Origin of the sequence: Pseudomonas sp. GL-R-26, from assembly GCF_019947365.1 — a bacterium.
Classification (GTDB): Bacteria; Pseudomonadota; Gammaproteobacteria; order Pseudomonadales; family Pseudomonadaceae; genus Aquipseudomonas.
The window spans coordinates 44,796-69,386 of the sequence record NZ_JAGYGI010000026.1; the positions used below are offsets into that span (position 1 = coordinate 44,796).

A 24,591-nucleotide genomic window follows, 5' to 3' on the forward strand; every position below is an offset into this window, starting at 1 on the left:
TTTTTTGCAAATAAATGAAAAAGCCGGATGGGGGGGGCCGTCAATTTCTTGCGAGTTTTCAAACCTTTGCTATAGCTAAGGTTCTCAATCGCCAACTAAGTGAGGCAACGGAATGTCAGTCGCAAAGAAAATGAGTGTGGGGCAACTGACAATGTTGACCGCCGTCAACATGTTGGGCTCAGGCATTGTGCTACTACCGACGAAACTAGCGGAAGTCGGTGCGATTTCGATCCTCTCCTGGCTGGTGACGGCCACCGGTTCCCTCGCTCTGGCCTACGCCTTTGCGCGATGCGGGATGCTCAGCCGAAAGACCGGCGGCATGGGCGGTTATGCCGAATACACCTTCGGTAAAGCGGGTAACTACATCACCAACTACACCTACGGTCTCTCGCTGTTGATTGCCAACGTGGCGATCAGTATTACCGCGGTCGGCTATATCCAGGTGTTGTTCGGGATAAAACTCGATTCACTGCAAGTAGGCTTGGCGACTATTGCTCTGTTGTGGATCACCACCTTCGCCAACTTTGGCGGTGCGAGCATTACCGGCCGGATTGGCGCGATCACAGTCTGGGGTGTAATTGCACCGGTGGTGCTGGTATCCACGGTGGGCTGGTTCTGGTTCGACAGCAGCGTTTACGCCGCTGGCTGGAACCCCCACGACAAGGGTTGGTTCGAAGCGGCAGGCGCCTCGGTGGCAATTACCCTGTGGGCCTTCCTCGGTCTGGAATCGGCTTGCGCCAACACCGACGCGGTGGAAAACCCTGAGCGCAACGTACCGATTGCGGTGCTGGGCGGCACCTTGGGTGCAGCGGTGATCTACATCGTTTCCACCAACGTCATCTTCGGTATCGTCGGCAACGAAGAACTGGTCGCGTCCACCGCGCCGTTCGGCCTGGTGTTCGCCAAGATGTTCACTCCAATGGTTGGCGACATCGTGATGGCAGCGATGGTGCTCGCCTGCATCGGTTCGTTGCTGGGCTGGCAGTTCACGATTGCCCAGGTGTACAAAAGCTCGGCCGACACCGGTTACTTCCTGTCGATCTTCGCCAAGGCCAACAAGGCGGGCACACCGATTGTCGGCATGCTGGTACTGCTCGCCGCACAGACCGCGCTGGCCCTGCTCACCATCAGCCCCGACTTGAGCAAGCAGTTCGATACCCTGGTCAATCTCGCGGTGGTGACCAACCTGGTGCCTTACATCCTGTCCATGGCCGCGCTGATGACCATGCAGAAAGTCTCCAACGTGCCGGAAGGCAAGGCACTGGTGACCAACGTCATTGCCCTGATCGCGGCGGCCTACAGCTACCTGGCGCTGTACAGTTCCGGTGAGCAGGCCCTGATGCTGGGCGGCGTGGCCACGATCGTTGGTTACACCTTGTTCGGCTTCGTCAACAACCGTCTGATCCGCCTCGAAGCACTCAACAATAGCGTACCGACGCAAACCGTCAGCGCGCAGCACCTCACTGCCGAGCCAGTGCCGGTGAACAATCTGAATACAGCCACTATGGAGGTTCAAGCATGACGGAATATAAACACTCGCTGGGCATGTTGGCGCTACTGGTCAGCAGTCCGCCGGACAAACGAACGGTGTTTGGCCGCGCCCTGGATCAACTGGTCCACGACGTAGAGGGACGTGGTGTCAGCGTACTGGCCTCGGAAAGCCTCACCGATGCCGCCTCGATCCTGCGCTCGGACCCTGCCATTCAATGCGTGCTCATCCGATGGGAAATGGACACCAGCGAAGGCCACGCCGACTGCACCAAACTGTTGGTCAAGCTGCGCGAGCGCAACACCCGGGTGCCGGTGTTCCTGATCAGTGACCGTACCACCGCGTCGACCATTCCGTTATTGGTCATGCAACACGCCGACGACTTCATCTGGCTGCCCGAGGACACCTCCCGTTTCCTCAGCGGGCGCATCCTGGCGGCCATCGAACGCTATCGCCAGGCCGCCCTGCCGCCGATGTTCGGCGCGCTGGTGAGGTTTGCCCGCAGCTATGAATACTCGTGGCACACCCCCGGCCATGCCGGCGGCACCGCGTTCCTGAAAAGCACCGCAGGCCGAGCCTTCTACGAGTTCTTCGGCGAGAACCTGCTGCGTTCCGACCTGTCGATCTCGGTGGGCGAACTCGGTTCGCTGCTCGATCACAGCGGCCCTATCGGCCAGGGCGAACGCTATGCCGCCAAGGTCTTCGGTGCTCACCGCACGTACTACGTGACCAACGGCTCGTCGATGTCCAACCGCGTCATCCTCATGGCCAGCGTCACGCGCAACCAGATCGCCCTGTGCGACCGCAATTGCCACAAGTCCGCCGAGCACGCGATGACCCTGTCCGGGGCGATTCCGACCTACCTGGTACCGACCCGCAACCGCTACGGCATCATCGGCCCGATCCTGCCGCAGACCCTGAGCGCCGAAGGCGTGAAAGCCGCCATCGCCAACAACCCGCTGGTCAAGGCAGGCATCGACCCGACGCCAGTGCACGCCATTGTCACCAACTCCACCTACGACGGCCTGACCTACAACGTCACCCGCGTCGAAGAGTTGCTGGGCGAAAGCGTGGATCGTCTGCATTTCGACGAAGCCTGGTACGGTTATGCGCGCTTCAACCCGCTGTACAGCGGACGCCATGCCATGCACGGCAACCCGGCCGATCACGACAAGTCCAAGCCGACCGTGTTCGCCACCCAGTCGACCCACAAGTTGCTGGCCGCACTGTCCCAGGCCTCGATGATCCACGTGCGTAACGGGCGTAACCCGATCGAACATGCGCGCTTCAACGAGTCGTACATGATGCACGCCTCGACCTCGCCGAACTACGCGATCATGGCCTCCTGCGACGTCAGCTCGGCGATGATGGAAGCTCCGAGCGGGCAGATTCTCACCAACGAGTCGATCGAAGAAGCCATCAGTTTCCGCCAGGTTCTCTCGCGCATGCACAACGAGATGCTGAGCAAGGATGACTGGTTCTTCACCTGCTGGCAGCCGCCGACCGTACAGGTTGGCGCAGCGACCGTGCCGTTCCATGAGGTCGACCCGGCCACGCTGAAAACCGACCCGAACTGCTGGGTCCTGCACCCGAACGCGGTCTGGCACGGCTTCGGCGACATCGAAGACGGCTACTGCATGCTCGACCCGATCAAGGTTTCGGTACTTGCCCCGGGCATGGGCGACGACGGCAACCTGCTCGCCAACGGCATCCCCGCCTGCGTGGTCACGGCGTACCTGGGTCGTCAGGGTATCGTGGTCGAGAAGACTACCGACTTCACCATCCTGTTCCTGTTCTCCATCGGCATCACCAAAGGCAAGTGGGGCACGCTGCTCAACGCCCTGCTCGACTTCAAGCGTGACTACGACGACAACGCCGAGCTCGAGCTGTGCCTGCCCGACCTGTACAACGCCAACCAGCATCGTTATGCCGGCATGGGCCTGAAGGATCTGGCCGACGAAATCTTCGCCGCCATGAAGAAACACAAGACCACCGCCAACATGTCCCAGGCCTTCGGCACCCTGCCAAAAGCCGAGTTCAGCCCGGTGGAGGCCTACGAAAAACTGGTGCGCAACGACATCGAGCTGGTGACGCTCAACGAAGCCGCCGGACGCCTCGCCGCGACCGGTATCGTGCCGTATCCACCAGGTATCCCGTTGCTCATGCCGGGAGAGAACGCGGGCCCAGCGGACGGTCCGTTGCTGGCGTATCTCAAGGCACTGGAAGCCTTCGACAAATCCTTCCCCGGCTTCACCCATGACACCCACGGGATCGAAGTCGAAGACGGCGTTTATCGGATGCTGGTACTGAAATAGGTCACGCAGTTTCACTGCAACACCTGTGGGAGCGAGCCTGCTCGCGATAGCGTTTTTGCAGTCAACATCACTGTTGCCTGACACGACGCCATCGCGAGCAAGCTCGCTCCCACATTGCTTTGCATCCCCCAAAAAATCCCTATGGGCAAACTCGATCACAGCGCTCTATGATTGATCCCCATGACCACCACCGCTGCGATCCGCTCACCCTGCCCGCCCGGCGCCTGCGACTGCGGGCGTGACCCGTTGCTGGAAACACCAGGGGCGGACCTGCGCATTCTGTTTCTGACCCGCAACGAAGAAAAACGCCTGATCGAACGCCTGGAGAACCTGCAGAGCCTGAGCGATCTGGAGCACCTGCAACGGCGCATGCTCGAACAGTTGGGCATCCGCGTGGACATCGCCCCCGGTTTCAACGAAGTGCGCACCATGCGCGGCATCGGTATCCAGGTTGGTGAACTGCCGGGGCTGTGTCGCAAGACCCGCGCCAACATCCCCGCCGCCATCCGCCGGGCCTTGGAAAAGCGCCCGGAGATCGCCTACGACCTGCTCAATGCCAACGACCTGTTGCGTGACGCCTGATGAAACCTCCTCTCGAATTCCCCCTCACCGACGAGATTCTCACCTCGTTCGCCCTGGCCATCGGGGCCGACCTGCAGGGCTACCGCAACCACATTTACCGAGTGCTGAATTTCCATGGTGCCCTGCGCGGTGCCGATGGCCTGTCCCCGGACGCCGTACAAATCGCGGCGGCGTTTCATGACATGGGTATCTGGACCGATGACACCCTCGACTACCTGCCGCCGTCCATTGCCCTGGCCACCGAGTACCTCGACAACCAGCAACGGCCGGAACTGAAGGATGAAGTCAGCGCGTTGATACTTGAGCATCACAAGCTGCGCCGATATCGCGGTGCCTACGCCGACAGCGTCGAACCCTTCCGCCAGGCCGATCTGGTGGACGTGTCCCTGGGTCTGGTGCGTTTCGGCTTGCCCCGCAGCTTCATCAAAACCGTGCAGGCGACCTTTCCCGATCACGGTTTTCACTCGATGCTGATGAAGCTTTCAGCCCGGCAACTCATCCGCTCGCCGCTGCGCCCGCTGCCCATGTTGCGCTGGTGAAACAGGCGTCTGTTACCCCCCTCGAAAATGCACCGGAACAGGATCAGCGGTCATACAGGAATCGCGAGGCACTGCTATGCCTTCCTTGGGAGATTTTGCCGCAAGCCAGCCAGGACGGAACTGGAAACCCAAGCGTGGCCACGGCCCCGGCGCCAGCCAGGTACGCGCAGACAACAGGTGCCGATGTGCAACAGGAGGTGGCCGATGTTATTCATCGTCAGCTGGACAATCAGCCCGGACAACCGTGATGCCGCAATCGCACGTTTTCTCAAGACCGGTGGCGCACCGCCCGCAGGCGTCACCATGCACGGGCGCTGGCACGCTGTAGGGAGTTCGGCCGGCTTCGGCATTGCCGAGGCGAGTGATTTTGTGCCGATTCAAAAATGGGTACTGGAGTGGAACGACCTGATGAGCATGGACGTGCATGCCGCATTGACCGATGAGCAAATCGCGCCATTGCTGGCCGCCACTGCCGACCGGAAATGACGAAGGGAGGGCGGCGAGTATCGCTCGCCGCCCGATTTGAGCGGCTGCTTTAGCGGAACGCTATTTCGCAGAAAAGTGCCTGAAACACTCACTTTCTGACTATTCATTACTGGATATTTCGCAATTCAAACCTACTCTCTTCGCGGGGGGTAACGCATTTCAACGACGGTTGGGGGCTCGTCTCGATGTACTCACGCTAGTACGCAGGAGCTCGACATGAACCGGACAACCTTATCCTCGATGTTTGCAGTCCCCCTGTTGCTGTCTGCAATGGCGTTTCCCGGTCAGGCCCTGGCCGCCGACAAGGCCCCCAACATCCTGGTGATCATGGGCGACGATATCGGCTGGTCGAATATCGGCGTCTACAACCAGGGCATGATGGCCGGCAGAACCCCCAACCTCGACCAACTGGCGAATGAAGGCATGCGTTTCACCGATTACTACGCCGAAGCCAGTTGCACCGCCGGACGCGCCAACTTCATCACCGGCGAACTGCCGATTCGTACGGGCATGACCACCGTCGGCCAGGCCGGCTCGCCCGTGGGGATTCCCGCCGAAGCCGTCACCATCGCGACCGCGCTCAAGGCCATGGGGTATGCCACCGGCCAGTTCGGCAAGAACCACTTGGGCGACCTCAACCAGTTCCTGCCCACCGTCCACGGTTTCGATGAATTCTTCGGCTACCTCTATCACCTCGACGCCATGGAAGACCCGGCGCACCCCAATTATCCGAAGGAGCTGCTGGACAGCGTCGGCCCACGCAACATGGTCCACAGTTGGGCCTCCACCACCGATGACACGACCGTGATGCCGCGCTGGGGCAAGGTGGGCAAGCAGAAAATCGAGGATGCCGGCACGCTCTATCCGGAGCGGATGAAAACTGTCGACGAGGAGATTCGCGACAAGGCCTTCTCTTTCATCGACAAGGCCAAGCAGGACAACAAACCGTTCTTCGTCTGGCTCAACCCGACCCGCATGCACATCGTCACGCACCTGTCCGACAAGTACGAAGCCATGCGCAACTCGCAGAATGGCTGGTCGGAACAGGAAGCCGGCATGGCGCAGCTCGATGACATCGTTGGCGACGTCCTGGCGAAGCTGAAGAAAGACGGCATGGACGACAACACCATCGTGATCTTCACCACCGACAACGGTGCGGAAAACTTCACCTGGCCCGATGGCGGCACCACCCCGTTCGCCATGGGCAAAGGCACGGTCATGGAAGGTGGCTTCCGGGTGCCGGCAATCATTCGCTGGCCAGGCAAGGTGCCGGCCAATCAGATCGCCAACGGCATCATGTCCGGCATGGACTGGTTCCCGACCCTGGTCGCGGCGGCAGGCAACCCGAACATCACCGCCGAACTGCTCAAAGGCAAACAATTGGGCGATACCACCTACAAAGTTCACCTGGACGGCTATGATCAAACTCCAATGATCACCGGAAAAGGTCCGTCGAACCGACATGAAGTTTTCTACTTCGGAGAAAGCTCCTTGGGTGCAGTGCGCATAGACGACTACAAATATCGCTTCATTGACCAACCGGGTGGCTGGTTGGGGGCTAAAGTTGATGTGGACGTGCCGAACCTGACCAATCTTCGACTCGACCCATTCGAGCGCATGGGCTGGCCGGAAAATCAGGCCGCACAGGGTTCGCAACAATACTTCGACTGGTTCAAGTTCCAATTCTGGCGTTTCGTGTTCGTCCAGCAGCAGGTGGCCAAACTGGCTGAAACAGCGATCGAGTTCCCGCCGATGCAAAAAGGCGCGAGTTTCAACCTCGACTCGGTTAAAGCCAAGATCGCCAAGGCTCGAGCAGAGATGGCCAAGTAACAGCCGAATCCACGGGTGGCTGGTGCAGTCCACCCGTATTCGAAATGGACAATTGCTGAGGGATTTCAATGCAGATAAAAACAACTACCCTGCCCGCCTCTGCGCTACTTGCCCTGTGCTGCCAGCAAGCCTGGGCCGGCGGCATCATGCTCTATGAAATCGGCACCGATAACGCCGGCCTGGCCAACGCCGGTGCCGCCGCCCGTGCCCAAGGCCCCTCGACCATCGCCAGCAACCCCGCGGGCATGAGCTTTCTGCCCGGTACACAAATCACCGCCGGCCTGCAGGTCCTGTACGGCGACCTGAGCTTCGACCGCGACTCTGGCAGCAATACCCCGGGCAGCGGCAGTGGCAATGCCCTTGATCCGATTCCCGGTGGCAGCTTCTTCATCAGCCATGAACTGGACGAGCACTGGAGCGTCGGTTTCGGCCAGTACGGTGACTTCGGCCTGGCGGTCAATTACGACAATGACTGGTCCGGCCGCTACTTCGCACAAAACTCCAGCCTGCTCGGCTTGTCGCTGGTGCCCAGCGTGGCGTATCGCTTCAACGAGCAGTGGTCGGTGGGCCTTGGCATCAAGGCCATGTACGGCATGTTGAAGGCCGACACCGCCATCGACCGCTCCCCTTTCGGCTTCACTGACCGCGCTGACGGCCAATACAAGTACCGGGACAACACCTGGGGCTATGGCGCCAACGTCGGCGTGATCTACGCCCCGCAACCCGGCACGCGCATCGGCCTGACCTACACCAGCCAGGTCGACCTGGACTTCGAGGACCGGCTCGACGTGAAGGGCGATGGCCGGCTGCTGGACCGCGTGAACAACACCAATACCGAACTGGACATGAAGGTGCCGCAAACCGTCACCCTGAGCCTGTTCCAGCAACTGGACCGGCAATGGGCGCTGCTGGCCTCGGCCAACTGGCAGGACTGGTCGGAGTTCGGCGACATTGCCGTAGAGGTCGACACCACCGCGTTTGGAGCGCAATCGAAAACGGTCGACGCCGGCTTCAAGGACACCTGGCACCTCTCCCTTGGCGCACAATACCAGGCCACCGAGCAGTGGTTGTGGAACTTCGGCGTGGCCTACGACAGCAGCGCCGTCTCGGACAGCAACCGCAGTGTGGTGGTGCCAATGAATGAATCCTGGCGTATTGCCACAGGAGCCACCTATGCTCTGAACAAGGACACCGATGTCAACGTCAGTTGGGCCATGGTCTGGCTCGGCGACATGCCGGTTGAGCAGACCAAATCCGTATCGGGCGATCGAGTATCCGGTCAATTCGACAATGCCTGGATTCAAGCTTTGACCGGGAACATGACCTGGCGATTTTGATGTCTTGTAAACAAAAGAACGAAGATTTCTTCCAAGGAGTAAACACCACTATGAATCTGTCCCGAAAACTGCTCGTCGGCGCCACGCTGGCCAGCCTGCTGCTAGGCGGTTGCACCTCGAAAGTGACGGAGAAGGAGCAATACTCAGGCTTCCTGTCCAACTACAACAACCTGCAGGAAGTCGAAACGCCGAGCGGCGGTACCGCGATGCGTTGGGTCAGCCCTTCGTGGAACCCGAATGCCTATGACACCGTGGTGTTCAACAAACTGGAGCTCTACCCGGCCCCCAAACCCGACGAGCGTGTCAACAAACAGACGCTGACTGACATTCAGAACTACATGACCAGCAAGGCCAAGGCCTCCCTGGGTCAGAAGTACCGCGTAGTGTCCAACACCTCGTCCGCTCCGGCGGGTTCCCGCCCTCTGATCATGCGTGCGGCGATTACCGGGGTGAATGCCGAGAACGAAGGCATGAAGTGGTATGAAGTGGTCCCCGTCGCGGCCATAGTCGGGGCGACTCAGGCAGCCACCGGTCACCGTGACCAGGACACCACCCTGTTCATCGAAGCCGAGTTCATCGACGCGAAGAGCAACCAGACCGTGGCCAAAGTGGTACGCAAGGTGTTCGGTACCGCCCTGGAAAACGAAAGCCAGAAGATTACCGCCAAGGACTTCAAGGCGGCGATCGACAAACTGGGTACCGACTTCCAGGCGTTCCTCAAGTAACACGCTCAGGTGGCGAGGGAGCTTGCTCCCTCGCCACATGGAGTTCCTTCCTGACTCTTGCGGTCACTCCTTCATCCCCTCGTTTCAGTTGCCCAAGGCGATTCAGGCCGCTCTGCCCTTTGCCTGCTGCTCCAGATGCAATTGCAGCTGCGGGTCGATCCGCAACGCCGCGGCCAGTTCATCCAGATAGTTGCGCTCGGCGTCCTGCTGGTCGTCCACCAGCATCACGCTGGCCAGATACATCTCCGAAGCTATGCCGGGGTCGGTGGCCGATTGCGCGACGTCATTGGCGTCCAGTGGCTTGGCGACCTCGTCGTCCAGCCATTGCTGCAATTGCGGATCGTCGGTGTGACGGCCGATTTCAGTGCTGATCATCTGCTTCTCGGCTTCATCGATGCGGCCATCGGCCTTGGCCGCGGCAATCAATGCCCGCAGGATCGCATGGCTGTGCTCCTCGGCCTCCGGGCCAGCCAGCAAGTCCACGGTCCGTGGCGCTTCTTGCGGTGCTGACGCCTGACTGCGCTGCCAGGCCTGGTACGCCTGGAACGCCATCATGCCCAGGGACGCCAGCGCCGCATAATGGGTGCCGCCAGCGGAACGACTTTGCGGTGCGCCGCCCATCTGCGAACCACCGCCGAGCAAGCCACCGAGCAAATCGCCCAACCCTGCGCCACCACCGCCGCCACCTGCACCAGCACCACCGCCCAACAAGCCGCCGAGCAAACCACCCAGATCGCCGAGCCCGCCCTGGGCCGACGCGCCAGCGCCACCCTGTTGCGCCATCGAGCCCTGGCCGGCGCGCAGTAATTGTTCGAGCAGATCGCTGGTGTTCATGACGTTTTTCCTCTTGAAGGGCGTTTATCCAGTCAGGCAACGATAGCCCCCGCCGGCGAATGTGCCAGCACCGTTGGGCTGACCCGCCCGCGCTACCGCGGATTGCTCCGGGGTATTTCTTTAGGGCGCAGCTAAGATTCATAGGTGGTGAACCTTATTCCCGGATACCCGGTCGATACCTGCAACCCGACCCGGTTTGCCACCGCCCCGTACGCGGGGTGACAACTGGCTTGCTTCATTCACTGGAGAACGCCCCCGTGATTTCAACCCTGTACATCGCCAGGCTCAAAGCATGGGGCGCCCATGGCTTTACCGCCACTGGCGTGGTCACCGCTTTCCTCGCCACCCTGTCCCTGCTGGATAACCAGCCGACCCATTGCCTGCTGTGGCTGGGTGTCGCCCTGATCGTCGACGGACTGGACGGTGCGCTGGCACGCAAGGTCAACGTGCAGTCGGTGTTGCCGAGTTTCGATGGCTCGATCCTCGACCTGGTGATCGACTACCTGACGTACGTGTTTATCCCGGCACTGTTCATCTATCGCTACATCCCGTTGCCGGACTACACCTTGCTGCTGAGCGTGTCGCTGATTCTGGTGTCGTCGCTGTTCTGCTTCTGCAACGTCAACATGAAGAGCACCGACAACTACTTCCAGGGTTTCCCCGCCGCCTGGAACGTAGTTGCCCTGTGCCTGTACATCATCGCCCCGTCGCCGTGGATCACCTTCGTCACGGTCATCGGCCTGGCGCTGCTGACCGTGACCCGGATGAAGTTCCTGCACCCGTTTCGCGTGCGCCGGTTCATGCCGATCAACATTGCTGTAACGGCCATCTGGTTGCTGTGCAGCCTGTCACTGGTGCTCAACCATCCGCAGATCAATCCGTTGGTGATGGGGCTGTGGCTGCTGATGTCGGCGTACTTCCTGGGCATCTGCCTGTGGCGCACGGCGCTGGAGTGGTTCGACGAATCGAGGCTCAAGTAGCCATGGCGGTCCATATCGTCCAACTCGGTTCACCCCGGCGACCCGACGAAGGTTTGCGCCTGGGCACAGTCCGCCGCCCTCCCCGTGGCGTACCGAAAGCCGAATTCGCCCGTCTGGACTTTTATGATGTCTGGCAGCCGCTGCTGTCGCCTAGTGCGCAGCTGGTGGCCGAGGCCAAGGCTGCGCAAGATGCCAAGGCCTGGGAGGTGTTCCGGCGCAAGTTCAAGGCCGAGATGAGCCAGCCCGCGGCCAGTCAGTTACTGGACCTGCTGGCCGCGCTGTCCCATCAAACGTCCCTGGCCGTGGGCTGTTACTGCGAGGATGAAGCGCATTGTCATCGGTCGGTGTTGCGCGAATTGCTGGAGGCGCGGGGGGCGGAGGTCGTTTAGCTGGTCTGAACACTGGCCCTCGTAGGAGCGAGCTTGCTCCGGGCGGCATTCCGACGATTGCGGTGTATCAGTCACAACACTTGCGACTGGACGCCCCCTATCGTGAGCAAGCCCAAACGGAAACGGCACCTTTCGGTGCCGTTTGCGATTATGGTTTCACCAAATCCCATTGGCACTTTTTCAACCTATCTACATCAATACCACTTCCTTTCTGCATATCAATGTTGCCGTCGGCGTCGAGGAAAATATGCATGTTGGGCCACTTCGGTGTGATGCTGATGCAGTGCCAACGCTCGTTCTCAACAGCCCAAGAAAACTCCATGAAAAATTCGGTATCCGGAAATAGATATCCGTGGTCACTGGTGGCACCTCCGGGAGACATCCGTCCCCTGTATATCCGGTCTTGGACGTTCCATGTGTACCGCAATCCCCGCTCGGCATCCTTGGAATAATTGACGGTTGCGCTGGGTAGAACATAAATATTCCATAGGGCCATCAACTGCAGTACCAGCAGCGGAAACAATGGAATCCATAGCCATCCTATGTACCGAAATCGTGGTTTATTTACAGACGTGGACACTGACTCCATCTCCCCAATTCTCTGGAGCTACCGCCAACACTTTATTCATGATCATCTGCGCTGTTATCCCGCCATTAGGGTGCTGATTGGCGAGCTTTATACCGATACTTATCGACACTCTATCAGCTACATCATCCCATGATCGCAATTGAGTCCAAGGGCTGGCTGTAGGACGAGGGCCAGGGAGTTCTCTATCCTTTTTGGGGGTTGTTCGTAACTCTTCGGCCTTGCGCAAGGTATCTGATGCAATTTGTTCGGCCCCTGCGCCGTCTAGCAGCAAGCTTTCGGAAAGCCCCCCTATGATTCCGACATAACCGTAGTGGATGTTCGACCAAATATCGTAGTAGTACAGGTACTTCCCTTGCTTGTGCCGGACTCCGGGGAATAGTTCACGAAGCTTCGGCTTATGATCCCACTCCATATTTTGACCCACTTGTTTAGTCCAGATCGCCATCGCCTCAAGCTTCTTCGCCAACGCGATAGCGTTGAAATTCGGTGGTCCAGCCAGTCTGGCGTACCATGGTAGTTCCAGAAATTTCCTGGCGGCTGCGCTACTTTCATAGTTGATCAATTCCTTCATTTACAGCACGGCCGGACGCTGGATTTTTCGATTCATTTTTCCAGCGATATCGGCGTCTTCTAATATCTGCGCCTGATAGTCACCCTGTGCTTGATGGCTCGGTTCTCCCGCTGGATGGCGTAGCGGTACCGATAGCAATGAACCCAATGTCACAGGCAGCCTGAATCAAGGCACCTGCTTCGCAAGTAAACGGGAGCAAGCTCCCTCGCCACAGATGATTTGTTGTCCTGATAAGTGCGTTCGGGCTGGAGAACTTGGTTGCCTGGGATAACCTCTTCGCGGGCAAGCCCGCTCCCACAGTGGATCTCCTGAGTACTCCGCCTTTGTGAGTGCCTGCGATTAATTGTGGGAGCGAGCCTGCTCGCGAAGGCGATGGAAAAGGCAGAAAAAAAACGGCACCTTTCTATGGGCTCGCGGTATCCGTGATGCATTGTTTCAAGCGATCCGAATCCGTACTGCTGCTTGGGCTTTTGTCGAGAACCCCATCCGCTGCGATGTAGATACTGGTCGTTGGCCAGCTAGGGCTTATCATTACACAATGACTTTTATTTGAGGCCGTCCAGTCAAGCCGCATAAAGAAATCATCATCGGGAAAAAGATGGCCAGCCCCCCCTGTAGATTCGCCGGGAGAAATGTCACCTCTAAAGATATCGTGTTGAGTATTTAGGATAAATTCCATCTTCCCATTTCCTTCTTCCGAGAAATAGATTTTTACCCTCGGGACGGTGACGTACCAGACAAGATAAATAAGCAGCAATAGCGTTAACAGTCTGCGCTTGAGATAAAAGCGAGCCTTTTTATTTGCAGTTGTGGACACTTATACCCTTCCCCCAATCAGAAGGATCACCTGCAAGCACTTCATCCATAATTATCTTGGCGCTGACCCCACCGGTTGAATAAGCTTTGAAGAGGCTCACGCCAATAGTTATAGACTTTCTGTCTGGAATGTCATCCCACGCCCTTAATCCCTTTATGTCATCTGAGCGATGAGGCCCTGGCTTATTTTCCCAATCTTGAAACTTACGTACCGTGTCGGAAATGATCTGCTCAGCACCTGCACCATCCAATAACACCTGCTCCGAAAAACCTGCAGCCATTCCTACATATCCATAATGAATATTCGACCAAATATCGTAAAAATAATCATATTTCCCCTGTTTATGGCGAACATCGCCCCCGAACTGAACCTTTATCTTCGGTTTATGATCCCAGGGCCGATTCTGCCCGACCCGCTCTGTCCACAGCGCAAACGCCTCGGCTTGCTTGACAAGGGCGATGCTGTGGAAATTGGGTTGGTGGCCGAGTCGCAGGTAAAACGGGATCTCCATGTATTTATTATTTTCAGCCACCGGGTCATAGCTGTTCAGCTCCTTCATTTTCGGAACCGAAGGGTGGGTGATGTTCCGGTTCATCTCATTGGCTATGTAGCTGGCCAGTTCTTCCATTCGGTCCGGGTGATTGCAAGAAGCAGGATTGCCAAGAGAGGCCGTGACCTTCGCTGCAGGTTTCAGACCTGTCATCTGGGGATTCGTTGTAAACCTGCTATCCGTTTGGGTCGTCGGAGGAGCGGCGGCCCTGATAGCACTCCGCATGGGGCTTGCCTCATTTTGATAGCTGGCCGTAAACACCGAGGGAATCAGTTGGGCTTTGCAGGGACAATTACTGTGACTATCCAGCGTGCCAGCCATAGCTTTGCCATGGCTGATCTTGTGTGAAATACCACCGACAATCTGATAAGTCTTGCCATCTTTGCCGCAAGTGACCCGATCACCTTCGCGCGCATGAGCGATACCGTACATCATGATTCGGGTGTCACCATCCAGCACTTTGCCGCCGCAGGTGGTCTTGTCATGCAGGCCGATGAAATATCCTTTCTCCATTAGTTCTCTACTCCCTCTATGGAGGGCAGAAAATCCTCTCCCATGGGCACGCCTTCACGCGCCACGTACATGCAAATGCCTTGGGATGTATTGATGATCTCGTCGCCATTGCACAGACGACTACCGACCAGCGCCAGATGGCTATTCTCTTCGCCTGCTGTCGTTACGATCTGCGCCGTCCTGCCATCGGCATACACGACGAAATCGCCTTTCTGCGCTCCACGTACTTTTTGACCGCTGTCCAATATGAACTCCAGCGGCGACGTCGCTTGCTGGATCACCCCGCCGTCACGGGTCTGACTGCCCTCGGATGCGACTCGGTAAATAGCGCGAGGTGGATGTGTTTCAACGTAAGCACGCTGCTGATCAATGATCGCCCGGGCCTCCTCGGCAAATTGCGCAAGTTGCTCCTCGGTGAAAGGCGAGTTGTCCAGACTGCGGAGAAATTCAGGAGAAACTTCGTTGGTATACAAGGGGTGCAGAGGTGCATTCATTTACAACTTCCTTATCGTCATCGATTTGAGTTGCCTTCTCTCTCGTCTCGGCAGAAGCGCTGAGCAAAGAAAATATTGGGCGACGACGAATAAGACGGTGGGACGCGTGCTGAAAGCAATCCAATGGCATAGCCAAATGAACGAATAGGAATTTTCGCAATAACCAACAACCCATTTCCTACAGCGATAGTTCCATAAGTTAATTTTTCGCGCAGTGGAGGCCCACTCAAAGAAATTTAAACGCGCCCGTTTAATCGCTTGGGAAATTACTTCCTGAAAGCTACACCACCTTGCGCCGTTGCCTACCGGTGCGACAGAATCCGCCGGCTTGTGCGTCGTGGGCTTGGGTTCTATCGTTTGCCGGTCATTGAAAAATCAGTGATCGGGCTTGGTAGGCCCGTAGCATCGACGCATAGCGTCACCTTTACTGCCCAGTGTCTGGGCGGTGTTTTTATGGTGACCATGCGCAGGGCTCCTTCGGGGGCGCCGGTTCCGATGCCCGGTCTACCAACCTTCGTATGGTCGCCACCCTTCGTTTGGTAGCGAGGCGGTGATGGCTCCTTTTAAATAGCGTCGGAGTTCCATCTATGTTCAAGGTCACACCCAATCCGCCGGAGACCGATCCGCCATCCCCGTACGAAAACGCCGCTTCAGAAAAATCTCACGTAGACGCCGAGCAGCCGCTCGACTAAGACCTGAAGCCAGACGTCCCCATCATGGACATTCCGCGCTCAGTCGGCACGATGTTCTTCGTCAACCCAGAGCTCGATGCAGAAACCCTGCTGGCCCATGCATGCGAATCACTGGCTTCGGCCAATGTCATGACCATGGATCTGGCGGATCATATGGAAGGCCCCAGGCGCAACTCCCTGCTCGGCATTGCGCAAGTCATCATGCTGGGCGAGCTGGCGGTGAATCGCGCGCTGGACCAACTTGACCCACATGAGTAACCGCCGCTGCCTTTGACCGAGTCGCTTGACCTGATTTTCTGATCTCCGTTTACAGGAACAGGCACGAACAAAAACGGCACCTTCGGGCGCCGTTTTTGCGTGTAGGAGCGAGCTTGCTCGCGAAAGCGGTGTATCAGCCACAGAAACTGCGACTGGAAGACCATCGCGAGCAAGCTCGCTCCTACAGAGGGTTTTGCATTGTTATCGATCACCGCCGCGTGATCACCACCTCCAGGTATTCACTCGGTACCACCAACGAATTGTCGCCCGCCCGGTTCATCCGGTTGATCAGCTCGGTCAAGTCGGTCTCCAGGGCCTTGGCGCCATCCGCGGGCAGCGCAGCGAAGGCCTTGTGCACCGGCCCGTACCATTCGCGGAAGGTGTCGATGAAATGCGCCGCTGAGCGATAGCGGAAATTGAACGTGCGGCGCGTCACCTGGAGCAGGAACTCACGCTCGTCGAAATGCTCGTGCAGCCAGGCTTCGCTGCCCCAGCGTGAGGGCGGATTCGCACCAGGAGGGGGTGGCAGGTGCTGGCCCAGGGTCTTGAACATCTGGCCGACGAATCCTTCCGGCGTCCAGTTGGCCAGGCCGATCCGCCCGCCCGGGCGACACACCCGCGCCAGTTCCGCGGCGGCCTTGGGCTGGTCCGGTGTGAACATCACGCCGAAGGTCGACAGCACGGCATCAAAACTGCCGTCGGCAAAGGGCAAGGCTTCGGCATCGGCGACCTGGAAGGAGACGTTGAAGCGTTCTGCCCGGGCCCGTTCTTCACCGCGTTCGAGCAAGGCAGCGACGTAGTCGGTGGACGTCACCTGGCAGCCACGGCGGGCAGCCGCGAGGGTTGCGTTGCCGTTGCCGGCGGCAACATCGAGCACGCGCTCATCGCACAACAGGTCGCAGGCTTCGGCCAGTTGCTCGCCGACGATCTGCAGGGTGGTGCCGATCACGGCGTAGTCGCCGCTGGCCCAGGAGGCCATCTGGCGGTTTTTCAAGGCAGTCAGATCAATGGGTGTACTCATGGAGACGGTCTCTGGGTTGAAACACGAATCGCGCCTGGCGGGCATTCACTCCGCCGTTGTCGGATCGATGATGTTCATGACCTGGGAAATGCGGTTGGCGGGAAAACCACTGATCCTGGCGTGCTCCTGGATCTGCTCCTCGTTCGGCGAGATGTACACGCAGTAGAGTTTGTCACCGGTGACATAGCTCTGCAGCCACTGCACCTCTGGCAACTCACGCAACGCCTGGCAGGACTTTAGCGAAGCGGCTTTCAAATCCCTTTCCGAAAGACCTCCTGCGCCCTGGATCTCGCGTTCAATCACGAACTTCGGCATGGCAACCTCTCTTTTCTTGTTCTGGGTAGCAGGGCCGGTATTGACCCCGTAGACAAACTATCGTCCTGACGGACGCTGGCGTCCTGTCCGATCGTCGCCCAACCCTGCCCGATCGTCCGGAGATTCCACGTTGCGCACCGGCGCGCTCACAATCAGGAACCTCCCACGGGGAAACCCCAATGGACGCTCTGTCACAGACCCTGCGCGTCGTGCACCTGGTCGGCGCTATCTTTATCAACGCCCGGTTCACCGCGCCCTGGTGCTACCAGTCGCCCAGCGCCGATACGGCGGCGCCGTTTCTGGAGCCCGGTGCGGAACGGGTGGTGATCTTTCACCTGATCACCGAGGGCGAGTGCTACGTGGAATTGGGCGATGACCCGCCGCTGCTGCTGAGTGCGGGCGACGTGGTGATCTTCCCCCAGGGCGATGCTCACCGCATGTGCTCACATCCCGGATTGCCCCCGGCCACGGGTGCGCGACTGGATGCGGTGCTGGCGCGCCGCCCCCGGCAATTGAGTTATGGCGGGGGTGGCGCGGTCACCCGGTTGGTGTGCGGTTACCTGGCGTGCGATACGCGCCTGGCGGGCATGTTGCTCAAGGGCTTGCCGGCGGTGGTGCGGGTCAACGTGCGCGGGTCGGATGCCGGTATCTGGCTGGAATCCTCCGTGCGTTATGCCCTCGCCGAAGCCCGCTCGCCTCGCCCTGGCGGCGAAGGGGTGTTGGCCAAACTGGCCGAAGTGCTGTTCATCGAAGTACTTCGCCTGTACATGAACGAACAGGGCGAAGGCCGCACCGGTTGGCTGGCCGGTGTGCGCGACCGCATCGTCGGCGCCGCCCTCAACGCCTTGCACAAAAAACCCTGCCACGCCTGGACACTGGACGAACTGGCGCGCACCGCCAGCACTTCAAGATCGGTGTTGGCCGAACGCTTCCAGCAACTGGTGGGCGTATCGCCGATGCAGTACCTGACGCAATGGCGGATGTTGCTCGCCGCCAACCTGTTACGCAGCAGCAACAGCTCATTGACGCGCATCGCCGAAGAAGTGGGATACCAGACCGATACCGCCTTCAGCCGCGCCTTCCGTCGCGAGTACGGTGCGCCGCCAGCGGCGTGGCGGCGCGGTCAGGCCACCTCGAATCACTTGAGCAGTCGCTGAACCGGCGGGGGCGACAGCACCGCCCAAGCCCGCTACTCTCGCTACCCAGCGACCAACCTATGAAAGGACTCACAACATGGCACCCCGCCTGGACTGGCTTGCTCGACATATGCAGCACAGCAATACATTCGCTTCGTGGATCCACCAACAGTTCCACTACGAATACGCCGGACAGCCCCTGCCCGACTGGCAACGAGAGTTCGCCGAAGGCCAGAACAACGGCGACTGGAAATGTCTGATCGCCCTCGACCATGACGAGTTGCTGGGCGGCGCGGCACTGGCCAGGGCTGACCTGGCCCATCGCACGGATCTGAGGCCCTGGCTCGCTTGTGTCTTCGTCGCCCCCGAAGCGCGCGGAAAGGGCCTGGCGGAGCAGTTGATAGAAGGGATTTGCGCGCAAGCCAAAGCCAGCGGCGAGACGAAAATCTACCTGCACACCCACGACCAGAGCGTTTACTACGCCAAGCGCGGCTGGGTGGTGCAAGAGCGGTTTCAGGCATGGGAAAAAGATCAATGGCTCATGGCGCGGGACCTGTGAGCCATTGATCGAGCAAATTACGCCGCTGGCGCGCTGGCCTTGGCCTCCTCCAGCAATTGCTGAATCATTTGTTCCTGAGTGTCGTAGCTACCTTCACCGAAGTGGGTGTAACGCACCTGCCCCTTGGCATCGATCAGGTAGTGCGCCGGCCAGTACTGGTTGTCGAAGTTGCGCCAGATCGCGTAGTTGTTGTCGATCGCCACCGGGTAGGTGATGCCGTACTCCTTCACCTTGGCCCTGACGTTGTCGATGATGCGTTCAAAGCCGTATTCAGGTGTGTGCACACCGATCACCACCAGCCCGTCCTTTTCATACTTCTTCGCCCAGTCCTTCACGTACGGCAAGGTGTGCTTGCAGTTGATGCAGTCGAAGGTCCAGAAGTCCACCAGCACCACTTTGCCTTTCAGGGCTTCGTTGCTCAGTGCCGGTGAGTTGAGCCAGTCCACCGCACCGGACAGCGAGGGCATGGCGCCCTGGGCATCGCCCATGGTGGTGTCGGCCTTGACCTTGCTGACCAGGTAATCGACGACTTTCGGCACGGTTTCCAGCACGCCTTTCTCCACGCTGCTGACACCTTCCGAGGAGGTGTTGGCCAGCAGCAGGTCATTGGCCCCCGTTGCAATCACCGCCGCACCGGCGAGCACCGCAACCCCGGCGCCACGGCGCAACCAGCCCGTGACCGGAATCGAAGGTTTCAAGCGATTGACCAGGCCGCGACCGGCAAAGATCAAGGTGCCCAGGGACAGCGCGCTGCCCACGCCATAGGCCACCAGCAACAGACTGGTGCCGGCGTTCGCCCCTTGCAGCATGGCGCCGGTGAGAATCACCCCGAGGATCGGCCCGGCGCAGGGTGCCCAGAGCAGCCCGGTGGCGACACCGATCATGATCGACGCCAGCGGCCCGGACATCGTGCGCGAGTTCGGGTCGATGCGATTGCCCAGCAGCACGAAGGGCCGCGCCAGCCAGTCACCGACCCGGGCGGAAATCAGCGACAGAGCGAACAGCACCATCACCAGCAGCGCTACGTGGCGGCCGGTGTTGCTGGCCTGGATCACCCACTCACTGCTGACCACGGCCAGGCTGGAGACCAGGGCAAAGGTCAGGACCATGCCGCCGAGGGTCAGCAGGATCGAGGAGCGTGTGCGGTCGGCCCCGGCAAACAGGAATGGCACGACCGGCAGGATGCACGGGCTGAGGACGGTCAATATGCCGCCCAGGAAAGCGATGAGTAACATGGGATCACCTAATACACATTAGAGGGCGACACATCACCACTGTAGGAGCGAGCCTGCTCGCGATGGCGTCCGGTCAGGCGACACATCCTTGACTGAACCATCGCTTTCGCGAGCAGACTCGCTCCTACAGTTGATTTGGGGTGTTCTCAAGCCGTTTGCTCATCCAGCAGCTGCCCCTGCGGCGTACGGCTGGCACCGTTCTCGGCGAGCATCTGCCCTTGCGGCGTACGGCTGGAACCGTCCTGCGCCAGGAAGCCTTGGGTGCCCTTCTCCGCCACCGGCGTGAGCTGGAAGCAGGTGTTACTGGCGCAGGCGCTCTGCTCGACAGCGGCGTTAGCATGGGCGGCCGCACCGGCGACGGAAAAGGCGATGGCGGTCAAAAAGCGGGAAATGTTGTTCATGATGTCCTTCCTGTTTCAAATGGATTAAGCGGCGGTTGATCGCAACACTCAGTTTTCCGAGTTGCAGTTGTCGGCGAATTTGCGGTAATCCAGCACCTGGGTTTTCGACTGGGAGTCGAGGTACGTCATCTGCGCATTCACCACGCCGCAGGACGCCGTAGTGTCCTCGGTCAGTGACACCACTTTCCTGATATCCAGTTGGGTGCCGTAGGTGTAGGTTTTGGGGGCGACATCGGCTTCGGCACGGGCCGACAGGGTGCAGATGTTCAGGGCGGCAAACAGGCAGGCGGCGTAAATGGCCTTGGTGTTCATGGCGAGCTCCTCAGGGTTTCAACAGGTTGATCGTTGATTGATCCGAGGCGCTCTGGCTGGCCTCGATGGAACCTATTAAAAGCCTGGGAGGTATCTCGTCTGTGTCGGGAATCGGCGTGAATTAATCGCTGCGTATCAGAACGGTGCCTGGATACACAGCAATACAAAACCGCTGGAAATCGGCTTTTTTGCCTTCGTGTGTATCCGCAGGCAAGCCAGATACACTGCAATACAAAGGGCGGCAGGCGAGCCCGCCCAGGCTCGATAGACTGTGTGGCATTCCCCATTTACCAGAGGTTTGGCCCAATGGATCACGTTGATCACATCCTCATCGTTGACGATGACCGCGAAATCCGCGAGCTGGTTGGCAACTACCTGAAGAAGAACGGCCTGCGCACCACGGTCGTGGCGGATGGACGGCAGATGCGCGCTTTTCTGGAAACCACCCCGGTGGACCTGATCGTGCTGGACATCATGATGCCGGGGGACGATGGCTTGCTGTTGTGCCGCGAACTGCGCGCTGGCAAGCACAAGGCCACGCCGGTGCTGATGCTCACCGCTCGCAACGATGAAACCGATCGCATCCTCGGCCTGGAAATGGGCGCCGACGACTATCTGGTCAAGCCATTCGCCGCCCGTGAACTGCTGGCGCGGATCAACGCGGTGCTGCGACGCACGCGCATGCTGCCGCCGAACCTGGTGGTGACCGAAGCCAGCCGCCTGTTGGCCTTCGGCCGCTGGCGCCTGGACACCTCAGCCCGTCACCTGCTCGATGCAGACGGCACCATGGTGGCCCTGAGTGGTGCCGAATATCGATTGCTGCGGGTGTTTCTCGACCATCCGCAGCGGGTGCTCAACCGCGATCAATTGCTCAACCTGACCCAAGGCCGCGACGCCGATCTGTTCGACCGCTCCATCGATCTTTTGGTCAGTCGCCTGCGCCAGCGCTTGCTCGACGACGCCCGCGAACCGGCCTACATCAAGACCGTGCGCAGCGAAGGCTATGTGTTTTCCCTGCCGGTGGAAATCCTGGGCGATCAATCATGACCCTGGCGCTGCATTGGCCGCGCACCCTCGCCTCGCGGCTGTCGCTGATTTTCCTGATCGGCCTGATCCTCGCCCAGGCGCTGTCCTTCGGCGCGCAGTACTACGAACGCTACGAGTCCTCGAAAAACACCATGCTCGGCAACCTGGAAACCGACGTTTCCACCTCCGTTGCCATCCTCGACCGCTTGCCCGCCGATGAGCGAGCCGGCTGGCTCAAACAACTGGAGCGGCACAATTACAGCTACATGCTCAATGAGGGGTCGCCGGGCACGCCCATCCGCACCGACATGCCCGATGCCCCCATTGCCATTGCCTCGATCAAGGACGCCATCGGCCACGATTACCCGATGACCTTTACCGACATTCCCGGGCCGAAAAAACATTTTCAAGTGCACTTGAACCTGGCGGATGGCAGCCCGCTGACCATCGACGTCCGCCCGACGATGGTGCCGTTGTCGCCCTGGCTGCCCATCGTGTTGCTCGGGCAACTGGCGCTGATGCTGGCCTGCTCCTGGCTGGCGGTGAGAATTGCCATCCGCCCCCTCACCCGCCTCGCCGGTGCCGTCGAAACCCTGGACCCCAACGCGCACCCGGTGCTCCTGGACGAAAAAGGCCCGAGCGAAGTCGCCCACGCCGCCCGGGCCTTCAACTCGATGCAGGCACGCATCGCGGCGTACCTGAAGGAACGCATGCAATTGCTCGCGGCAATCTCCCACGACCTGCAAACCCCCATCACTCGCATGAAACTGCGCGCCGAGTTCATGGACGACTCCAGCGAAAAAGACAAACTGTGGAACGACCTCGGCGAGATGGAACACCTGGTACGCGAAGGCGTGGCCTACGCCCGCAGCATCCACGGCGCCACCGAAGAAAGCCGCCGCACCGACCTCGACTCGTTCCTCGACAGCCTGGTATTCGACTATCAGGACGTGGGCAAGGACGTTCAGCTCACAGGCAAGAGTGCAGCCGTCATCGACACCCGCCCCCACGCCTTGCGCCGGGTGCTGGTCAACCTGACGGACAACGCATTGAAGTTTGCCGGTGCTGCCGAGTTGCAGGTGGAAAGGCAGACCGATGGCGACCTCTCGATCAGGATCCTCGATCGTGGCCCGGGGATCGCCGAGGAAGAACTCAAGCAAGTGATGGAGCCCTTCTACCGCGTTGAGAATTCCCGCAACCGCAGCACCGGCGGCACTGGGCTGGGGCTGGCGATAGCCCAGCAACTGGCGGTCGCGATTGGAGGGTCGTTGACCTTGAGCAATCGAGAAGGGGGCGGGTTGTGTGCGGAGTTGCGATTGCCGGTGTAGATGTTTTCGGTTCGGGTTCTCGGGTTTACTCGGGGCTTGTGGCCACTGAAGATCCCTGTGGGAGCGAGCTTGTTCGCGATGGCTTTGTGTCAGGCGGCGTGGATTTTTGAAGGTGTACATATCCGTTGCTGCGGTAACGGCCACTTAGGGTTCCGCTCTTACAGCGGGTCACTTTGAAAAGCGCAAAGTAACCAAACGCTCTTGCCCCTGACATTCGGTGCCTCGCCGTGGCTCGGCATCCCCTCGCTCCAGTCCTGCTCCGTGGGCCCGCCGCCATCGGCCATCCATGGCCGGGGGCGGCTAACCCGGCATCCATGCCGGGTTGCCCACTGCGCAGAACCTCCACTCGGCCTCACGAGGGGGCGTACACCGCAACAGCGCCCGAGGCGGCCTACCGGCCGGCCTGTTTGCTGGGGTCGTTCGTCTGTGATGTACCTGGTCGACTTGCAGGCCGCTATCGCGAGCAGGCTCGCTCCTACAGTTGGATTGGGTACATTCAAAAGAAATTGGTCGGCCGGCAGGCCGCCTTCGCGAGCAGGCTCGCTCCCACAGAAGAGCAAAGGCAGGTCGGCGTACACCCACGCTCCTCACCACTCATCAGGCCGAGCGTTAGCTCGCCTGCAGCTCTTGATCTTGATCCACCCGCCCCCTCGGCAGGCTGAGCGGAGGTGTTCATCCGGGGATTGGCGCGCAGCGCCGTTCGACGCAGTCGAACTCATTGCATGTAGGTCGAAGCGAAGCCGACCGGAGGGCAATGCCCCCGGATGAATACCGCAGCGAAGGAACACCGAGCCTTGGCGAGGGGCCGTACGTAAGGGGCGAGACCTTTTGGTTCCTTTTGGGGCGTTTGCCAAAAGGGACTCGCCGTAAGGGCGAAACCGCCAGCCGCCGTTACCGCAGAAACGGATATGTACTCAGTCGCTTTTCAGAGCGGCGCCACACCCTCGACAATAATCACCTCTGCCAAAGCCACACCCTCACGGTGCCCCCTAGCCTCCTGATACAACGCCGAGTGATAGCACGCCACCGCCTGCTCATAGGAATCGAACTCAATCACCACACTGCGTTGCGGCGTAGGCCGGCCTTCCATCGCCTCACTGCGCCCACCGCGAGCCAGAATCCGACCGCCATACAGAGCAAACGCCTGCGGCGCCCGCTGAGTGTATTGGCTGTATTGATCAGGGTCGGTGATATCCACATGAGCAATCCAGTACGCCTTCATAGTGACCTCTCGGTTTATTTTGTATTATGGTATACCACATTACCAA

At 59.5% G+C, this 24,591-nt stretch carries 25 protein-coding genes and 1 pseudogene; 15 read left to right on the plus strand and 11 right to left on the minus strand.

What is annotated here, in order from left to right:
• The first annotated feature begins 112 nt into the window (after positions 1 to 112).
• The 8 genes from potE (at position 113) to KGA96_RS23155 (ending at position 9,303) form a co-directional block, all read left to right on the plus strand.
• Positions 113 to 1,522: a putrescine-ornithine antiporter gene (gene potE / locus KGA96_RS23120; RefSeq protein WP_046040324.1), complete on the plus strand. Its 1,410-nt coding sequence runs from the start codon at positions 113 to 115 to the stop codon at positions 1,520 to 1,522.
• Positions 1,519 to 3,804 (plus strand): Orn/Lys/Arg decarboxylase N-terminal domain-containing protein, encoded by a 2,286-nt coding sequence (locus tag KGA96_RS23125; protein ID WP_223515080.1) that lies wholly within the window; start codon positions 1,519 to 1,521, stop codon positions 3,802 to 3,804. The genes potE and KGA96_RS23125 overlap by 4 nt, the downstream gene beginning before the upstream one ends.
• A 180-nt stretch (positions 3,805 to 3,984) precedes the next feature.
• A complete protein-coding gene (locus KGA96_RS23130; protein ID WP_046040322.1) occupies positions 3,985 to 4,386 on the plus strand; it encodes a hypothetical protein in 402 nt (133 codons plus the stop codon).
• Complete coding sequence (locus tag KGA96_RS23135) at positions 4,386 to 4,925, plus strand: HD domain-containing protein (RefSeq protein ID WP_046040320.1); 540 nt, start codon at positions 4,386 to 4,388, stop codon at positions 4,923 to 4,925. Before KGA96_RS23130 ends, KGA96_RS23135 begins: the two co-directional genes overlap by 1 nt.
• 204 nt (positions 4,926 to 5,129) lie before the next feature.
• Positions 5,130 to 5,411, plus strand: coding sequence for a DUF3303 domain-containing protein (locus KGA96_RS23140; protein ID WP_046040318.1), 282 nt, complete (start codon positions 5,130 to 5,132; stop codon positions 5,409 to 5,411).
• A 216-nt stretch (positions 5,412 to 5,627) separates the two neighbouring features.
• Positions 5,628 to 7,241, plus strand: a complete 1,614-nt coding sequence (locus KGA96_RS23145) for an arylsulfatase (RefSeq protein ID WP_046040316.1) — start codon at positions 5,628 to 5,630, stop codon at positions 7,239 to 7,241.
• 68 nt (positions 7,242 to 7,309) lie between these two features.
• Entirely contained in the window at positions 7,310 to 8,578 is a 1,269-nt protein-coding gene (locus tag KGA96_RS23150; protein ID WP_046040315.1) for an OmpP1/FadL family transporter, read from the plus strand.
• Between the two features lie 50 nt (positions 8,579 to 8,628).
• Positions 8,629 to 9,303: a DUF3313 domain-containing protein gene (locus KGA96_RS23155; protein ID WP_223515083.1), complete on the plus strand. Its 675-nt coding sequence runs from the start codon at positions 8,629 to 8,631 to the stop codon at positions 9,301 to 9,303.
• A 102-nt stretch (positions 9,304 to 9,405) separates the two neighbouring features.
• On the opposite strand, the gene KGA96_RS23160 is transcribed toward KGA96_RS23155, so the two are convergent.
• Entirely contained in the window at positions 9,406 to 10,137 is a 732-nt protein-coding gene (locus tag KGA96_RS23160; RefSeq protein ID WP_223515085.1) for a tellurite resistance TerB family protein, read from the minus strand.
• Between the two features lie 257 nt (positions 10,138 to 10,394).
• On the opposite strand from KGA96_RS23160, the gene pcsA reads away from it, so the two are divergent.
• Both pcsA and KGA96_RS23170 read left to right on the plus strand, forming a co-directional pair.
• Positions 10,395 to 11,117, plus strand: coding sequence for a phosphatidylcholine synthase (gene pcsA / locus KGA96_RS23165; RefSeq protein WP_046040311.1), 723 nt, complete (start codon positions 10,395 to 10,397; stop codon positions 11,115 to 11,117).
• A 2-nt stretch (positions 11,118 to 11,119) separates the two neighbouring features.
• Positions 11,120 to 11,506, plus strand: a complete 387-nt coding sequence (locus tag KGA96_RS23170) for a DUF488 domain-containing protein (protein ID WP_046040310.1) — start codon at positions 11,120 to 11,122, stop codon at positions 11,504 to 11,506.
• A gap of 148 nt (positions 11,507 to 11,654) precedes the next feature.
• Here the strand turns inward: KGA96_RS23170 and KGA96_RS23175 are convergent, their stop codons facing one another.
• The 4 genes from KGA96_RS23175 to KGA96_RS23190 form a co-directional block, all read right to left on the minus strand.
• A complete protein-coding gene (locus KGA96_RS23175) occupies positions 11,655 to 12,029 on the minus strand; it encodes a hypothetical protein (RefSeq protein WP_223515088.1) in 375 nt (124 codons plus the stop codon).
• A 37-nt stretch (positions 12,030 to 12,066) separates the two neighbouring features.
• On the minus strand, positions 12,067 to 12,666 hold the full coding sequence (locus KGA96_RS23180) for a polymorphic toxin type 44 domain-containing protein (RefSeq protein WP_052960554.1): 600 nt from the start codon (positions 12,664 to 12,666) through the stop codon (positions 12,067 to 12,069).
• Positions 12,667 to 13,463: 797 nt separating this feature from the next.
• Positions 13,464 to 14,546: a polymorphic toxin type 44 domain-containing protein gene (locus KGA96_RS23185; RefSeq protein ID WP_052960553.1), complete on the minus strand. Its 1,083-nt coding sequence runs from the start codon at positions 14,544 to 14,546 to the stop codon at positions 13,464 to 13,466.
• A complete protein-coding gene (locus KGA96_RS23190; protein ID WP_046040309.1) occupies positions 14,546 to 15,040 on the minus strand; it encodes a hypothetical protein in 495 nt (164 codons plus the stop codon). Before KGA96_RS23190 ends, KGA96_RS23185 begins: the two co-directional genes overlap by 1 nt.
• A 587-nt stretch (positions 15,041 to 15,627) precedes the next feature.
• Between KGA96_RS23190 and KGA96_RS23195 the strand changes: the two are divergent.
• Positions 15,628 to 15,990: pseudogene (locus tag KGA96_RS23195) on the plus strand (DUF6124 family protein).
• A gap of 208 nt (positions 15,991 to 16,198) precedes the next feature.
• Here KGA96_RS23195 and KGA96_RS23200 read toward each other — a convergent pair.
• Both KGA96_RS23200 and KGA96_RS23205 read right to left on the minus strand, forming a co-directional pair.
• Entirely contained in the window at positions 16,199 to 17,011 is an 813-nt protein-coding gene (locus tag KGA96_RS23200) for a class I SAM-dependent methyltransferase (RefSeq protein ID WP_046040307.1), read from the minus strand.
• Between the two features lie 45 nt (positions 17,012 to 17,056).
• The gene (locus KGA96_RS23205; RefSeq protein ID WP_046040306.1) at positions 17,057 to 17,326 is read right to left on the minus strand and encodes a DUF4242 domain-containing protein; all 270 of its coding nucleotides are present in this window, start codon (positions 17,324 to 17,326) and stop codon (positions 17,057 to 17,059) included.
• 179 nt (positions 17,327 to 17,505) lie between these two features.
• Here KGA96_RS23205 and KGA96_RS23210 point away from each other — a divergent pair, with 179 nt between their 5' ends.
• Positions 17,506 to 18,483, plus strand: a complete 978-nt coding sequence (locus KGA96_RS23210) for an AraC family transcriptional regulator (RefSeq protein WP_046040304.1) — start codon at positions 17,506 to 17,508, stop codon at positions 18,481 to 18,483.
• Between the two features lie 76 nt (positions 18,484 to 18,559).
• The gene (locus tag KGA96_RS23215; protein WP_046040303.1) at positions 18,560 to 19,021 is read left to right on the plus strand and encodes a GNAT family N-acetyltransferase; all 462 of its coding nucleotides are present in this window, start codon (positions 18,560 to 18,562) and stop codon (positions 19,019 to 19,021) included.
• Between the two features lie 17 nt (positions 19,022 to 19,038).
• On the opposite strand, the gene KGA96_RS23220 is transcribed toward KGA96_RS23215, so the two are convergent.
• The 3 genes from KGA96_RS23220 to KGA96_RS23230 form a co-directional block, all read right to left on the minus strand.
• Positions 19,039 to 20,256 carry a cytochrome c biogenesis protein DipZ gene (locus KGA96_RS23220; protein ID WP_223515090.1) on the minus strand — a complete coding sequence of 406 codons (1,218 nt, stop codon included), beginning with the start codon at positions 20,254 to 20,256 and terminating at the stop codon, positions 19,039 to 19,041.
• A gap of 146 nt (positions 20,257 to 20,402) precedes the next feature.
• Positions 20,403 to 20,657 carry a hypothetical protein gene (locus KGA96_RS23225; protein WP_046040301.1) on the minus strand — a complete coding sequence of 85 codons (255 nt, stop codon included), beginning with the start codon at positions 20,655 to 20,657 and terminating at the stop codon, positions 20,403 to 20,405.
• 48 nt (positions 20,658 to 20,705) lie between these two features.
• A complete protein-coding gene (locus KGA96_RS23230) occupies positions 20,706 to 20,969 on the minus strand; it encodes a DUF2790 domain-containing protein (RefSeq protein ID WP_046040300.1) in 264 nt (87 codons plus the stop codon).
• A 306-nt stretch (positions 20,970 to 21,275) separates the two neighbouring features.
• Between KGA96_RS23230 and KGA96_RS23235 the strand changes: the two genes are divergently transcribed.
• Both KGA96_RS23235 and KGA96_RS23240 read left to right on the plus strand, forming a co-directional pair.
• Positions 21,276 to 22,016, plus strand: coding sequence for a response regulator (locus KGA96_RS23235; protein WP_008023822.1), 741 nt, complete (start codon positions 21,276 to 21,278; stop codon positions 22,014 to 22,016).
• Entirely contained in the window at positions 22,013 to 23,323 is a 1,311-nt protein-coding gene (locus tag KGA96_RS23240; RefSeq protein WP_223464959.1) for an ATP-binding protein, read from the plus strand. Before KGA96_RS23235 ends, KGA96_RS23240 begins: the two co-directional genes overlap by 4 nt.
• Positions 23,324 to 24,248: 925 nt before the next feature.
• On the opposite strand, the gene KGA96_RS23245 is transcribed toward KGA96_RS23240, so the two are convergent.
• On the minus strand, positions 24,249 to 24,545 hold the full coding sequence (locus tag KGA96_RS23245; protein ID WP_223464957.1) for a DUF1330 domain-containing protein: 297 nt from the start codon (positions 24,543 to 24,545) through the stop codon (positions 24,249 to 24,251).
• Positions 24,546 to 24,591 lie beyond the last annotated feature (46 nt).